Origin of the sequence: Rhodococcus sp. SB1D (assembly GCF_048573875.1) — a bacterium.
GTDB classification, from domain to species: Bacteria; Actinomycetota; Actinomycetes; order Mycobacteriales; family Mycobacteriaceae; genus Rhodococcus_F; species Rhodococcus_F qingshengii.
Map to the genome: position 1 here is coordinate 243858 of NZ_JBMAIQ010000002.1, position 13760 is coordinate 257617.

Below are 13760 nucleotides of genomic sequence, written 5' to 3' on the forward strand. Positions count from 1 at the left end.
AAAAAGGCGCACGGGGCCGGAGGCCCTAGGGCGTTACCTGAGCCAACATCATCTGCTCGAAACCCTCACCGTACGGCGGGAGCATTCCCCATTCACCGCGTGGGTCATGCTGCGCTGCTTCGAATACCGTTCGCGCGTGACTGAACTCCAGGAAACCCTCACGGCCGTGGTAGTGCCCGATGCCCGAAGCCCCGACGCCGCCGAAGGGTGCGTCGCTCAGCCCGGGGTGAGACATCGCGTCGTTGATGGTGACGCCGCCCGAGACGGTGCGTTCGAGTACGGATTCCTTCTCGTCCAGATCGGTTCCGAAGTAGTACAGCGCCAACGGTTTCGGTCGTGAATTGATGTCGGCGACGACGTTGTCGAGTTGGTCGTACGGCAAGACGACGACGGCCGGCCCGAAGATCTCCTCCTTCATGATCTGCGCGTCGGTCGGAGGGTCGACCACGATTCGCAGTGGGCGACGACGAGTGTCTGCGGAGAGTTCTTCGTCGGGAACGGTGATGATTCGTGCCCCACGTTCTTCGGCGTCCGCGATGTACCCCTCGATGCGTGCGAGGTGACGATCGCTGACTATCGAGACCATGTCTTTGTTGTCGGCAATCGTGGGAAACAGTCCCGTGAACTGGTCGGTGAACGCGTCGATGAATGCTTCCGTGTTCTCGCGCGGAACGTAGATCAGATCGGGAGAGACACAGAGTTGACCGGCGTTGGTGGACTTCGCGATAGCCAAACGCGAAGCAGCAGAGCTGATATCGGCACTGCGGCTCAAGACGCTCGGTGACTTGCCGCCGAGTTCGAGGGTGACCGGCACCAGGTTCTTCGCAGCATTGGCCATGACCAGCTTTCCGACGGTCGTGCTGCCGGTGAAGACGAGGTGGTCGAAAGGCAGCGACGTCAGCAGATCAGCGACTTCCGGGCCGCCGGTCACCACCGCGACCTCCACGGGGTCGAGAGTTCGACGCGCCGCCTCGGCCAGGACGGCCGCAGTATTGGGCACGATCTCCGACGGTTTGAGAACGGCGCGATTTCCTGCTCCGAGGGCGCAGGCGAGCGGGCTCAGGAGAGTGAACAGGGGAGCATTCCAGGTTCCGATGATGCCGATCGAACCCTTCGGCTGGTACGACACGTACGCCGTGGCACCCAACTGGTCCTGCATCGCTCCGGTAGCTCTCGGTGAGCGAATCATCCACTCTTCGAGCGAATCACGAACGTGCTTGAGTGAAACCATCGACCCGAGAACGTCATTCATCACCGAGTAGGCCGGGATTCGGCCGCCGAAGTCTTCGTTGATCGCCTCGGTCAGATCCTTGTGGTTTGCCACCAGGAGATCGACGACGCGTTGAATGCGCTCGCGTCGTGTCTGCGCGGACGGAAGACCAGCGGCTCGAGTTGCTTCCTGCTGAGCGCGCAGAATCTCTTCGAGATCAGTGGTGACGGCGGCATCGGTGCTCATGGGCACTCCTCGTAGTGGCGAAGTATTGACCGGACCGTATCGACGCGGTGCGAGTGGATGCCCTTTTCGTCTCGTTGACCGGGACGGATTCGATTGGTAGAGAGAACACATGTCGCAGACACAGGTAGAAGACACTGCAGTGAAGATTTCCGTCGAGGAATCGGTGGGACTCGGTTTCCTGACGCTCGATCGGCCGGCGCGGCGCAATCCGCTCTCGGCGGAGACCATGCGTGAGGTGACGGCTGCCCTTGTCGAATTGTCTGTAGACGAGCGCGTGCGGGTAGTGATCGTGCGCGCCGAAGGCCCGGTGTTCTCCGCCGGACACGATCTGACGGAGATGATCGGGAGAACCCTCGAGGACGAGCGGGCGATCTTCGACGGCTGTACCGAGATGATGGAGACCGTACAGCGGATTCCGCAGCCGGTGATTGCCGCAGTACAGGGCCCGGCTATCGCGGCGGGCTGCCAACTGGCCGCGTCGTGTGATCTGGTTGTTGCTGCGTCGAATGCTGTCTTCGGCACGCCGGGCGTCAAGATCGGACTGTTCTGCTCGACGCCCATGGTGGCGCTGAGCAGGGCAGTAGGGCGCAAGCGCTCGATGCAGATGTTGCTCACCGGGCAGACGATCGACGCCGACACCGCTGCGGACTGGGGTCTGGTGAACTTCGTCGTCGCGCCCGAAGACCTGGACCGAGAGGTGCGCGAACTGGCCGCCAAGATCACGACGGCCAGCCCCTTGACGGTGAAGATCGGTAAGCAGGCGTTCTATCGCCAGATCGATCTGCCGCAAGCGCAGGCGTACGAGGCGATGGCGGAAACTATGGCAACCAACGCCGTGACCTGCGACGCTCAGGAAGGTATGCAGGCCTTTGTGGACAAGCGAAAGCCCGAATGGCGCAATAAGTAACGATCGCTCTTCCGGTTTAGTTGGACGTCCTATAACCTGAGGCGCATGAGCCTGGATCCACGCACCAACACTGTCGACGGAGTGCTTCGGCGCTCGGCAGCCAAGTACCCCGACCGTGTAGCCGTCGTCTTCGAAGATCGCACTCGCACCTACCGCGAACTCGACGGCGCGGTGACGCGGGTCGCCGCCTACTTGCTCGGTCTGGGGCTCGAACACGGCGACCGCGTCGCGGCATACGGAACCAACTCCGACGCCTATGCAATCGGATTTCTTGCCTGTGCACGAGCAGGTTTGGTGCATGTTCCGGTCAATTACGCACTGAAGGGGGAGGAACTCCGGTACCTCGTGGCGCAGTCAGGCGCCCGCGCGGTGTTGGTGGATCCGGCATTGGCGCCGACGCTCGACTCGGTACGCTCCGACCTCGATCTCGATCACGTGATCGCACTGCGGGACGCGGAACTGTCCGTCGTCACGATCGGTGAGGCAGGCGAGGTGCCGGTCTTCGAACCGCGTGCGACGTCGACCGATCTGGCGCAACTCCTGTACACCTCGGGCACCACCTCGAAGCCCAAGGGCGCCATGATGTCTCACGGTGCACTGGTTCACGAGTACGTGTCCTCGGTGATCGCGCTCGGCCTCGACAAGAACGACAACCCGCTGATCTGCATGCCGATGTACCACTCCGCGGGCATGCACGTCTTCATGCTGCCGTACCTGTCCGTCGGCGCGACGGTCAGTCTGATGCAGGCGCCGGACATCCCGGAAATCCTGCGCCGTGTCGAAGCCGAAAAGATCGGATCGCTGTTCCTGGCGCCGACCGTGTGGGTACCGCTGGCCAACCATCCGGACCTCGAGACCCGCGATCTGTCGTCGCTGAAGAAGGCGCAGTACGGCGCCTCGATCATGCCGGTCACCGTGCTCAATCGTCTGCGCGAGCGCTACCCGGACATCGGTTTCTACAACTGCTTCGGCCAGTCCGAAATCGGCCCACTGGCAACAGTTCTCCAGCCCAGCGAGCATGCTGATCGCCCGTCTTCCTGTGGTCGCGCGGTGTTCTTCGTCGAAACCCGCGTCGTCGACGCCGACGGAAACGATGTCGCCGACGGTGAGTCCGGCGAGGTTCTCTACCGCTCACCGCAGCTGTGCAACGGCTACTGGGAGAATCCGGAAGCCACCGCCGAGGCCTTCCGTGACGGCTGGTTCCATTCGGGCGATCTGGTCGTGCGGGACGAAGAAGGTTTCATCACGGTCGTCGACCGGATCAAGGACGTCATCAACACCGGCGGCATCCTGGTGGCGTCACGCGAGGTCGAAGATGCGGTCTACACGCACCCCGCCGTGGCAGAAGTTGCCGTGATCGGTACGCCCGACGAGAAGTGGATCGAGGCCGTCACCGCGATCGTCGTGCTCAAGGACGGCAACGACGAGTTGACGCCCGAGGCGTTGATTGCCCACGTCAAGGAGCGAATCGCTCCGTTCAAGGTGCCCAAGCATGTCCGTTTCGTGGCCGAGCTTCCGCGCAACCAGAGCGGCAAGCTACTGAAGCGGGAACTGCGCACCGTCTGAAGCTTGCTATAGGTTCTGCCTTACCTTCGGTTCGTTTTCAGGTCTTTGACTCCGATTGCCTCACGGTATTGACTTCGGGGGACGGCATGGACTTCGGAAACAGCAAGGTGAGTGGTGGGAATGCAGGTCGACGCAGATGACTTCGCAGATATCTTGGCGACTGCGCGGGAGTTCATCCGTAAGGAAGTAGTTCCGCGTGAGCAGGAGATAGCCGACACCGACGCCATTCCTGAGGACATACGCAAGAAGGCCGCAGCTATCGGGCTCTTCGGTTACGCGATCCCTCAGGAATGGGGTGGGCTCGGACTCGACCTCACCCAAGACGTCGAACTGGCAATGGAATTCGGCTACACGTCTCTGGCGCTGCGTTCGATGTTCGGTACCAACAACGGAATTGCCGGGCAGGTGCTGGTCGGCTTCGGTACCGACGAGCAGAAGGCTCAGTGGCTCGAGCGCATCGCCTCCGGCGACGTCGTGGCTTCCTTTGCTCTCACCGAACCCGGCGCGGGCTCCAACCCGGCCGGCCTTCGGACCAAGGCCGTTCTGGACGGATCCGACTGGGTGATCGACGGCAACAAGCGGTTCATCACCAATGCTCCACTGGCGCAGCTGTTCGTGGTGTTCGCGCGCACTCGCCCGGCGGATTCCGATGGTCCGGGAATTGCAGTGTTCCTGGTTCCGGCTGACACGCCAGGTGTCACGGTCGGTCCCAAGGACAAGAAGATGGGTCAAGAAGGTGCTTGGACCTCCGAGGTCACCTTCGACAACGTCCGAGTTCCCGAGTCGGCCCTCGTCGGTGGCGACCAGGACACCGGATACCGCGCAGCGATGACGTCTCTCGCGCGCGGACGAGTCCATATCGCGGCGCTCTCGGTGGGAGCAGCACAGCGAGCGCTCGACGAATCTGTCGCGTTCTCCGTGGTCACGGAACAGGGCGGCACCGCGATCGGCGACTTCCAGCTGGTTCAAGCGATGTTGGCAGACCAGCAAGCCGGTGTGATGGCAGGGCGCGCGATGGTGCGCGAGGTGGCCGCGCGGTACGTCAGCGGTGAGGATCGCCGTCTCGGGCCTTCGGCGGCAAAGCTTTTCTGCACCGAGATGGTGGGCAAGGTCGCAGATCTCGCCGTGCAGATCCACGGGGGCAACGGGTACATGCGCGGTGTTCCGGTCGAACGCATCTACCGTGAAGTTCGCCTGTTGCGCCTGTACGAGGGAACCAGCGAGATCCAGCGTCTGATTCTCGGTGGTGGGCTCGTGGCGCAAGCGAAAAAGCAAAACCAGCGCTGACACATTTTCCAGACGAGCTTTAACCTCACGAACGGAGTGGACATGGGATTGTTGGACGGCAAGGTTGCGGTAGTGACCGGTGGAGCCCAGGGCATCGGGCTCGAAATTGCGCGCACCTTCATCAAGGAAGGCGCGACCGTCGTTCTCGGCGACATCAACGAAACCGTGGGAACGGCTGCGGTCGCCGAACTCGGTGGAGAGTCGGTCGCCCGTTTCGCTTCCTGCGACGTGCGTGACTCCGGACAGGTCGAGGCCATGCTCGATCTGGCCGAAAGCGCTTTCGGTCCAGTCGATGTCATGGTCAACAACGCCGGCATGACGCGCGACGCCACGATGCGGAAGATGACCGAGCAGGACTTCGACGACGTGATCGCAGTTCACCTCAAGGGCGCCTGGAACGGAACACGCGCTGCCGCCGCCCGCATGCGCGAGCGTGAGACGGGCGCGATCGTGAACATCTCGTCGATCTCCGGCAAGGTGGGCATGCTCGGGCAGACCAACTACTCGGCCGCGAAGGCCGGGATCGTCGGTCTGACGAAGGCCGCGGCAAAAGAGGTCGCGTTCAAGAACGTTCGCGTCAACGCCGTTCAGCCCGGACTGGTCCGCACGGCGATGACCGAGGCGATGCCCGAACGGATCTGGAACGAGAAGCTTGCCGAGATTCCGATGGGGCGCGCAGCCGAGCCTTCGGAAGTTGCTTCGGTTGTGCTGTTCCTCGCGAGCGACCTCTCGAGCTACATGACCGGCACGGTTCTCGAGATCACCGGCGGCCGCCACATCTGATCCGTCCTGTTCGAGTGCAAGAATTCAGAGTGTGAGAATTCTGGGTGTAAAACTTCTGGGGTGACTACTGACATGGGACAGCCGAACTCGGATCTTCCGCTCGACGGAATCACCGTAGTTGCACTCGAACAGGCGGTGGCGGCACCGCTCGCCACCAGACATCTCGCGGACATGGGTGCGCGGGTGATCAAGATAGAACGCGTCGGCGAGGGTGACTTCGCGCGTCACTACGACCAGGCGGTTCACGGTCAGGCATCACACTTCGTGTGGCTCAACCGTTCCAAGGAATCGATCGCCGTCGATGTGAAGTCGGAAGCCGGCCGGCAGATCCTTCTCGATCTGGTCGCGCGAGCCGATGTGTTCCTGCAGAACCTGGCTCCCGACGCAGCCGCGAGACTGGGGTTCGGCGCGGAGGAACTGCGCGATAAATACCCACGGCTCATCGTGATCGACATGTCCGGCTACGGCAGTGCCGGCCCGCGGCGCGAGCGCAAGGCCTACGACATGTTGGTCCAAGCCGAGACCGGAATGATCTCCGTGACAGGCACACCGGAGACGGCCACCAAGACCGGCATCCCGGTCTCCGACATCGCGGCAGGAATGTACGCGCTGACTTCGATTCTGAGCGCCCTGTTCCGTAGAGAGCGAACGGGCAAGGGAGCGCTCGTCGAGGTCTCGATGTTCGATTCCACCGTCGAGTGGCTGGGCCATCCGATGTACATGAAAATGTATGCGGACAAGCAGATTCCACGTGTCGGTCTCGGCCATGCCGCGATCGTTCCCTACGATTCGTATCCCACGGCCGACGGCGAAATCCTGATCGGCGTCCAGAACGATCGTGGATGGCGAGCGCTGATGGTGGACGTGTTCGAGCGAGAGGATCTGGTCGATCATCCGCGTTACCGCACCAACATCGTGCGCGTCGAAAACCGTGGCGAGGTAGACGAATTGGTGGGCTCTCTGACGCGTCTGTACTCGACGACAGATCTGGATCAGCGTCTGGCCGCCGCTGGTGTTCCGGCCGCGGCACTCAACGACATGGCCGGTCTGCTGGAACATCCGCAGCTGGAGAAGCGTGCCAGGTGGCGGTCCGTGGGCACCGAGAACGGTCCGATCGATGCCGTGCTGCCTCCGATGACGTATTCGGATGTCGAAATGCGCATGGGTGACGTTCCAGCACTCGGCCAGCAGACGGATTCTCTGCTGGCCGAGTTGGGACTTACGGGCGACCGGATCGCGGAACTTCGCCGCGACGGATCGATCGGTTAACGCTTCTAGCGTCGAAGGTTCTCGAACACCGCGGCAATCCCTTGTCCGCCGCCGATGCACATGGTCTCGATCCCGTACCGTCCCTGGCGCCGGTCGAGTTCGCGCAGCAGATTTGCAAGGATCCGCCCACCGGTAGCGCCGACAGGATGTCCGAGCGAGATGCCGGAACCGTTGACGTTGAACCGTTCCTCGATGTCCTGGGCGCTCAATCCCCAGGCCTTGGCGCACGCGAGAACCTGGGCCGCGAAGGCCTCGTTGACTTCGATGAGGTCGATGCGGTCGAGTGACAGGTCGACCCGGGAGAGTGCTTTCGCCACGGCAGGAACCGGGCCGATGCCCATCCGGTTCGGCTCCACACCGGCCACACCCCAGCTGACCAGTTTCGCGAACGGTCGCAGGCCCAGCCGTTCGGCGTTGGCAGCAGTAGTGACGATGGCGGCTGCGCCGGCGTCGTTCTGGCCGCACGCATTACCGGCGGTGACAGTGGCTTCGGGATCGACGCGACCTCGAATGGGGCGCAGTGCAGCGAGATCGGCCAACTGAATCCCTCGGCGCGGATGCTCGTCGCGAGTGACCACCGTCTGCTCACCACGGCGTCCGGGCACCGAAACGGGAATGGTCTCGTCGTCGAAGTACCCACTGTCTTGGGCGTGAACGGCCCGTTCGTGCGATCGCACCGCGTATCGGTCCTGCTCGTCGCGGGTGATCGAGTACTCCCGGCGCAAGTTCTCAGCGGTCTCGATCATGCCGCCTTCCACCGGAAAGTTGACTCCGCCGGAGTTCGTGCGCGGTTTGGCCAATCGGTCGTGGAACTCGACGGAAGGGCGCTTTGTGCCCCAACGCATGTCGGTGGAGTAGAACTCGGTTCCGCTCATGCTCTCCGCGCCGCCGGCGATGACCAGATCACTCATCCCGGTCTGTACCTGCATCGCGGCGTAGATGATCGCCTGCAATCCCGAACCGCAACGGCGATCGAGTTGTATTCCGGGAACGGACACGTCGAGACCGGCGTCGAGTGCCGCGATTCGCCCGATGGCCGCGGCCTCTCCGTTGGCGTACCCCTGACCGAAGATGACGTCGTCGACATCGGTGGACGCAATGCCGGTTCGTTCGACGAGGCCACGCACAACAGTGCCGGCGAGTGTGGTGACGGGAACGTCCTTGAAGACTCCGCCGAATCCGCCCACCGGGGTGCGAACGGGTTCACAGATGACTGCGTCGTGCATGGAATGCGCCTGTCTCGAGGAGAGGTGGGGAATGCGTCGCGTGAACGGGCCGATCGAAGGGCCCGTCGCGACCTGGCCACTCGAATATCCAGCACGCGTGGCGCGGTTGTCAACAGCAGGAACGACCTGTTCGGACATAGTTTCCGCCATACGGTTCGTATGCGAAATCGACTTTGACACATATACCGTTCGGGGATTGAATGGATACAGCGTCTCTGCCGCACACACGTCGCGGCGGGATGAAAGTTCCTGGAGTCGAATCAATTTCGTCGACCGGGAGGGCACGAAGTACCGACTGACAGGTGGAACAGTGACTCGTTTGGCGCAGACGGCGGGATTGACCGAAACTCAGACCGATATCGTCGGGGCGGTACGCGAGTTCGTCGATCGTGTGGTCATCCCCGCGGCGCAGGAACTCGAACACTCGGATACGTACCCGACCGACATCGTCAAGCAGATGAAGGACATGGGTCTGTTCGGACTGACCATCGACCCCGAGTACGGGGGTATCGGCGAATCATTGCTCACCTACGCGCTGTGCGTCGAAGAATTGGCCCGTGGATGGATGAGCGTGTCCGGTGTCATCAACACGCATTTCATCGTGGCTCACATGATTTCGGCGCACGGGACGCCGGAACAGAAGGCGAAGTACCTGCCGCGTTTGGCTTCCGGGGAACTCACCGGTGCATTTTCCATGTCGGAGCCTGCCCTCGGTTCCGATGTTGCTGCCATATCGACCAAGGCGAAGCGGACGGACTCCGGCGATTACGTGATCACCGGCCAGAAGATGTGGCTGACCAACGGGGGTTCCTCGACCTTGGTGGCAGTCCTGGTCAAGACGGACGAGGGCGCGGAGAAGCCGCACAACAATCTGACGACGATATTGATCGAGAAACCCGCAGGTTTCGGCGAGGTACTCCCGGGCCTGACCATTCCGGGCAAGCTCGAGAAGATGGGGTACAAGGGAATCGACACCACGGAGATGATCTTCGACGGTTTCGAGATCGGAGCCGAGGAGGTTCTCGGTGGCACCCCTGGCTCGGGATTCCGGCACATGATGGACGGCGTCGAGGTCGGCCGGGTCAACGTCGCCGCGCGTGCCTGCGGAATTGCCCAGCGCGCTTTCGAACTGGCTGTCACCTACGCCAAGCAACGCGAGACTTTCGGCAAGCCGATCGCCGAGCATCAGGCCATCGCGTTCCGGATCGCCGAGATGGGCACCAAAGTCGAAGCGGCACATCTGATGATGGTCAACGCTGCCAGGCTCAAGGACTCGGGTGAGCGCAACGATGTCGCCGCGGGTATGGCGAAGTATCTGGCGAGTGAATTCTGCTCGGAGGTCACCCAGGACAGCTTCCGTATCCACGGCGGATACGGCTATTCCAAGGAATACGAGATCGAGCGGTTGATGCGTGAGGCGCCGTTCCTTCTGATCGGTGAAGGCACCAGCGACATCCAGAAGCAGATCATCAGCAAGGGCCTGCTTCGCACGTACAACTGAGCCGAGAAGCGGCACCGCGAATATGCGCGGTGCCGCTTAGTCGTGTCGGGTCAGCGGGTGAAGGCCAGGGTTGTCACCGGTGACCGGTTGCCGTATGCGTCAACGGCTTCGACGCGGGCTTCGTATGCGGTGCCCGCTGCGGCATCGGGAATCGGAATGTCGAGGCTGTTCGGCCGCGGCATGAAGTAGAAGTCCGAGAGCACCTTCGACGAGACCACCTTCGCTCCGGTGGCTGTGTCCGTGACCTCGACGGCGTAGTGGTGCACCATCTGATCGTCCTTGGCCTGCGCGATCCTCAGTGCGGTCGCACCGTTTTCGCCGGTCGTCACCGAGAGCGGAGTGCTCGAGGTGAACTCCGGCGCGTGCGTGTTCCGTGCGCCCGAGGTGTAGCGGAAGTTGTCCTTGATCTGCTGGTTGGTCGACCCGTCGAGTTCGACCGTCCACCCCGAACCGCTCAGCGTGCCCGCGCTCGAGTACGGCGGCTGCCAGTTGGCTGACCACGCGCCACCGGCGTAGATGTCGTGCTTGTCTGCCGCCATGTTGATTCGGTTGATTTCCGTGCGGTCCTGGTAGACCTCGACGAAGAGCGCTTGGGCAGTGGGTGATTCGAAACGGTTCGCGAGACCGGACTCGGTCACCATCTGGTAGCCGTGATCGATTTCGATGTACGACATCGAGCCGTCGTTGACCGACGTGAAGTCACGCTGATGGATCGACCGGTCGTCGTTGTTGTTCAGATGTGAGTGCCCGGAGAAGAAGATTGCCTGAGGGAAGGCACTCAGGTCTTCGGTCAATCGAGGGTTCGACGCCTGCTGGCCGTCCATGGCTGTGTTGCTTGCCGGCCGGTGTCCCTGGACCAGGATCGGCTTGGTCAGGTTCCCGGACTCCGCGGTGATTTCGGTCAGGCGGGACTTCAGCCAATTGCGTTGCGCTGAATCATTGTTGTAGGTTTCGGTGTTGACCGTGAAGAGATGGACACCACTGACGTCGGATTCGTAGTATCCGCCACCGGAATCCGGAAACCACTCCGCCGGATATCCGGCTCTGATCGCCGCGAGACTTGCATCGTGATTGCCGTTGGAGATCAGGAGTTGTGTGTCGTTCATGCCCTTTCGGGCGAGGTTTGCCTGGAAGATTTCTGCGACGATCTTGTGGTCGGGCCCCTTGCCGTCTCCGTTGTCGTTGATCATGTCCCCGTTGGAGAGGATGGCGTCGGGTTTCGGGTAGATGGAACCGATTGTGTCGAAGAAGCTTTCGTACTTCTTGTCGTTGTTCGCGTGATCGCCGACGTGGACGTCGGACATCACGACGACCTGAGCCAGCGGCTTTTCCGAGGTCTTGATCAGGTAGCCGAACGAGACGGCCGCGCTCGCGTGATCGCCGCGGAAAGCTGCGACAGTGACGTTGGTGTCCTGTGCGATGTGCAGCGGACGTCCCGGCGTGGCAGCTTGGCTGTCGGTGGTGGGTGTCGTTCCGTCCACGGTGTAGCGGACGGTGGCGCCGCGCTCGGCGGTGAAGGTCAGGTCGACGGGGTGCTCGTACCGTCCGCCGGGGACGCTGACGCCGGGCGCTGCGGGCGGCGTGTTGTTCTCGCCCGAAGAGCTGCCCCATTCGAAGGACGAACTGCCCCAGCCGGGTTCGGCGTGGGATTCGGCGGGGGCGATGCCGGGAACGGCGAGAGCCGCTGTCACGGCTGCTATCGCGATGGTCGTACGTCTCACGAGGATTCCTTGTCTTCGACGCGGTGGTTCAGACCTATCCGTAATTGGTCTGGACCAATTACGGTAGGTGGCGCCGGGTAGAAGAAGGTGTGTCCTGAATGTCCGATTAATGAAGCGTGTGTGAACACCCTGCAGTGCTTGGTACCGGTATACCCGGCTGCGTTTATGGCAAAGTCGATGGAGTGGACCTACGTCAGATCGAGTACTTCCTTGCCGTTGCCGGTGGTGAGTCCTTGTCGACGGCTGCGCAGAATCTGTCGGTCACCAAGCCGTCGCTGTCGCAGGGTATTCGTGGCCTCGAGCGTGAACTCGGAGTCGAACTGTTTCACCGTGTCGGTCGCGGTTTGGTGCTGACGGCAGCAGGTCGGGCGTTGGTAGGGCCGGCGAGGCAGATGACTCGCAGCAGCGCGGCCGCGTTCGACGTCGCGATCGGTACGGCCGACGAACCTCGTGGCCGGCTCGACATCTGCTCCGCGGCACATGGTCTCGAAGGTCCGATCGCACGCATCGTGGCGGACTTTCGTGAGCGGTGGCCTGCTGTGACCGTTCGGGTCGGTGAGTTGCCGCAGGGTGCAACGTCTGAGCAGGTGTTGGCAGACGGCGCGTGCGAGGTGGTCTTCAGTTACTGGCCACCCGACATGTCGGCGCTGTCCACGAAAGTGTTGGGGGTGAACGAGTACTGGCTGGCAGTGCCGTCGGGGGTTCATCCCGACGTCTGGCCGAATGGTGTGAAACCCGCTGCGGGAGAGCCGGTGTCATTGACGGCATTGCCCGATCTCCCCGTGGTGGGTGTGCTCAAACACTCGCGGGCTCGCCTTGCCATCGAGTCGTCTCTGCAGGCCGCCGGGGCCCGGACTCGGATGTCGACGGAGTTGGCGCAGCGGGAGACCGTCGGCGCGTTCGTCTTTGCTGGTTTGGGCATGGCATTCATGGAGCGTTCGTTGGCCGAGAGATCGGTCGCGTCCGGCGCGGAGATATTTCCGGTGGAGCCGCCGATCTCACTGAATTACGGCGTCGAGTTCGATCCGGAGACGCTCTCGCCGTTGGGCAGGCTGTTCGTGGAGGGCTTGTGACGCGGGGAGATGTTCTCGATGTACGCAGACCCGGCCGGTGAGAGCGGGCCGTCGCGGTAGACCAAGATCGTCTGCCGGGTGATCGGTGGGAAAAGCGAGCGAACCTCAGATGCCGGTGAGTCTTGTTCGGCGATCGATCTGGGCAGCAGCGCGGCGCCTACACCTTGCCCGACCATTTCCCGGACAGCAAGGCGATCTGGCACTTCCACGACGACGTCGGTGAGTTCCAGATCGTCGTCGATCGAGTGCCCGCGCCGAACTGCGGATGCCTCGACCACCATCGGCAGGCGCGCGACCACGGTGCGCGGAACCGGATCGGGGAGGTCTGTGGCCAGGCGAATGGGGATCGACAAGACCGTTTCCTGGGTGCTCACGGCAATTTCTCGAAGCCCGTCGGAGACTTCGGTACCCGGGTGGGTCTCGAGAAACCCGAGTTCACACGTACCTGCTCTGACGAGCGCGCGCACGTCCTGTGCGTTGGCGGAGGCGTTCGTGGAGAACCGAATTCCGGGTGCCGTCAGATGGAGGCGTCCGGCGACCTCTGCAACAGGGTCGATGGCGAGATCGGACTGAACTGCTATGGCGAGTTCCCCGGCGCGCAAAGCGGTTACCGCAGCCACCGCGGCCTCGGCCCGAGCAACGTCGGCGAGCAACGTACGGGCAGAATCGGCAACTGCCAGTCCGACCGTGGTGGGAGCCAGACCGCGAGTGGTGCGCTCGAAGAGTGTGGCTCCGAGAGTTCGTTCGAGGTTGCGCACGGCCTGCGAGAGGGACGGTTGCGAGATACGCAGGACGTCCGCGGCGGCAGTGACGCTGCCGTGATCGACGACCGCGACGAGATATTGCGCGCTGCGTATGTCCATCCCGGGTGCCTGCATCTGACGAATTCTCCCAGATGACGGAGCCTTGGCGGCGGTGACTTGCTGCGACCTGCTGACATAGGTCTGAGCTATGGCTCTGTGCGCCTTCTC

At 62.5% G+C, this 13760-nt stretch carries 11 protein-coding genes; 7 read left to right on the top strand and 4 right to left on the bottom strand.

Annotation, left to right across the window (positions count from 1 at the left end; all coding sequences use genetic code 11):
• Positions 1-25: 25 nt before the first annotated feature.
• Complete coding sequence (locus ACN50D_RS06695; RefSeq protein ID WP_007729546.1) at positions 26-1456, bottom strand: coniferyl aldehyde dehydrogenase; 1431 nt, start codon at positions 1454-1456, stop codon at positions 26-28.
• Between the two features lie 109 nt (positions 1457-1565).
• Here ACN50D_RS06695 and ACN50D_RS06700 point away from each other — a divergent pair, with 109 nt between their 5' ends.
• The 5 genes from ACN50D_RS06700 (at position 1566) to ACN50D_RS06720 (ending at position 7268) form a co-directional block, all read left to right on the top strand.
• The gene (locus ACN50D_RS06700; protein ID WP_003939812.1) at positions 1566-2363 is read left to right on the top strand and encodes an enoyl-CoA hydratase; all 798 of its coding nucleotides are present in this window, start codon (positions 1566-1568) and stop codon (positions 2361-2363) included.
• 45 nt (positions 2364-2408) lie between these two features.
• Positions 2409-3929 (top strand): acyl-CoA synthetase, encoded by a 1521-nt coding sequence (locus ACN50D_RS06705; protein WP_211920936.1) that lies wholly within the window; start codon positions 2409-2411, stop codon positions 3927-3929.
• Between the two features lie 120 nt (positions 3930-4049).
• Positions 4050-5216 carry an acyl-CoA dehydrogenase family protein gene (locus tag ACN50D_RS06710; protein ID WP_007729538.1) on the top strand — a complete coding sequence of 389 codons (1167 nt, stop codon included), beginning with the start codon at positions 4050-4052 and terminating at the stop codon, positions 5214-5216.
• Between the two features lie 42 nt (positions 5217-5258).
• On the top strand, positions 5259-5999 hold the full coding sequence (gene fabG / locus ACN50D_RS06715; protein ID WP_003940214.1) for a 3-oxoacyl-ACP reductase FabG: 741 nt from the start codon (positions 5259-5261) through the stop codon (positions 5997-5999).
• 72 nt (positions 6000-6071) lie between these two features.
• Complete coding sequence (locus tag ACN50D_RS06720; protein ID WP_007729534.1) at positions 6072-7268, top strand: CaiB/BaiF CoA transferase family protein; 1197 nt, start codon at positions 6072-6074, stop codon at positions 7266-7268.
• 5 nt (positions 7269-7273) lie between these two features.
• Here ACN50D_RS06720 and ACN50D_RS06725 read toward each other — a convergent pair whose 3' ends face one another.
• Complete coding sequence (locus ACN50D_RS06725; RefSeq protein ID WP_211920934.1) at positions 7274-8494, bottom strand: acetyl-CoA C-acetyltransferase; 1221 nt, start codon at positions 8492-8494, stop codon at positions 7274-7276.
• A gap of 310 nt (positions 8495-8804) precedes the next feature.
• Between ACN50D_RS06725 and ACN50D_RS06730 the strand changes: the two genes are divergently transcribed.
• A complete protein-coding gene (locus ACN50D_RS06730; RefSeq protein WP_007729528.1) occupies positions 8805-9995 on the top strand; it encodes an acyl-CoA dehydrogenase family protein in 1191 nt (396 codons plus the stop codon).
• Between the two features lie 50 nt (positions 9996-10045).
• On the opposite strand, the gene ACN50D_RS06735 is transcribed toward ACN50D_RS06730, so the two are convergent.
• Positions 10046-11716: a chitobiase/beta-hexosaminidase C-terminal domain-containing protein gene (locus ACN50D_RS06735; RefSeq protein WP_211920932.1), complete on the bottom strand. Its 1671-nt coding sequence runs from the start codon at positions 11714-11716 to the stop codon at positions 10046-10048.
• 182 nt (positions 11717-11898) lie between these two features.
• Between ACN50D_RS06735 and ACN50D_RS06740 the strand changes: the two genes are divergently transcribed.
• Entirely contained in the window at positions 11899-12789 is an 891-nt protein-coding gene (locus ACN50D_RS06740; RefSeq protein ID WP_007729523.1) for a LysR family transcriptional regulator, read from the top strand.
• Here ACN50D_RS06740 and ACN50D_RS06745 read toward each other — a convergent pair.
• Positions 12723-13667, bottom strand: coding sequence for a LysR family transcriptional regulator (locus ACN50D_RS06745; RefSeq protein ID WP_052416969.1), 945 nt, complete (start codon positions 13665-13667; stop codon positions 12723-12725). The two genes, ACN50D_RS06740 and ACN50D_RS06745, sit on opposite strands and share 67 nt — an antisense overlap.
• Positions 13668-13760: the final 93 nt, after the last annotated feature.

Bases quoted from the DNA above. Each gene is read 5' to 3' on its own strand.
- fabG (WP_003940214.1), top strand. From the start codon at position 5,259: ATGGGATTGTTGGACGGCAAGGTTGCGGTAGTGACCGGTGGAGCCCAG.
- ACN50D_RS06695 (WP_007729546.1), bottom strand. From the start codon at position 1,456: ATGAGCACCGATGCCGCCGTCACCACTGATCTCGAAGAGATTCTGCGC.
- ACN50D_RS06725 (WP_211920934.1), bottom strand. From the start codon at position 8,494: ATGCACGACGCAGTCATCTGTGAACCCGTTCGCACCCCGGTGGGCGGA.
- ACN50D_RS06720 (WP_007729534.1), top strand. From the start codon at position 6,072: ATGGGACAGCCGAACTCGGATCTTCCGCTCGACGGAATCACCGTAGTT.
- ACN50D_RS06705 (WP_211920936.1), top strand. From the start codon at position 2,409: ATGAGCCTGGATCCACGCACCAACACTGTCGACGGAGTGCTTCGGCGC.
- ACN50D_RS06700 (WP_003939812.1), top strand. From the start codon at position 1,566: ATGTCGCAGACACAGGTAGAAGACACTGCAGTGAAGATTTCCGTCGAG.
- ACN50D_RS06710 (WP_007729538.1), top strand. From the start codon at position 4,050: ATGCAGGTCGACGCAGATGACTTCGCAGATATCTTGGCGACTGCGCGG.
- ACN50D_RS06745 (WP_052416969.1), bottom strand. From the start codon at position 13,667: ATGCAGGCACCCGGGATGGACATACGCAGCGCGCAATATCTCGTCGCG.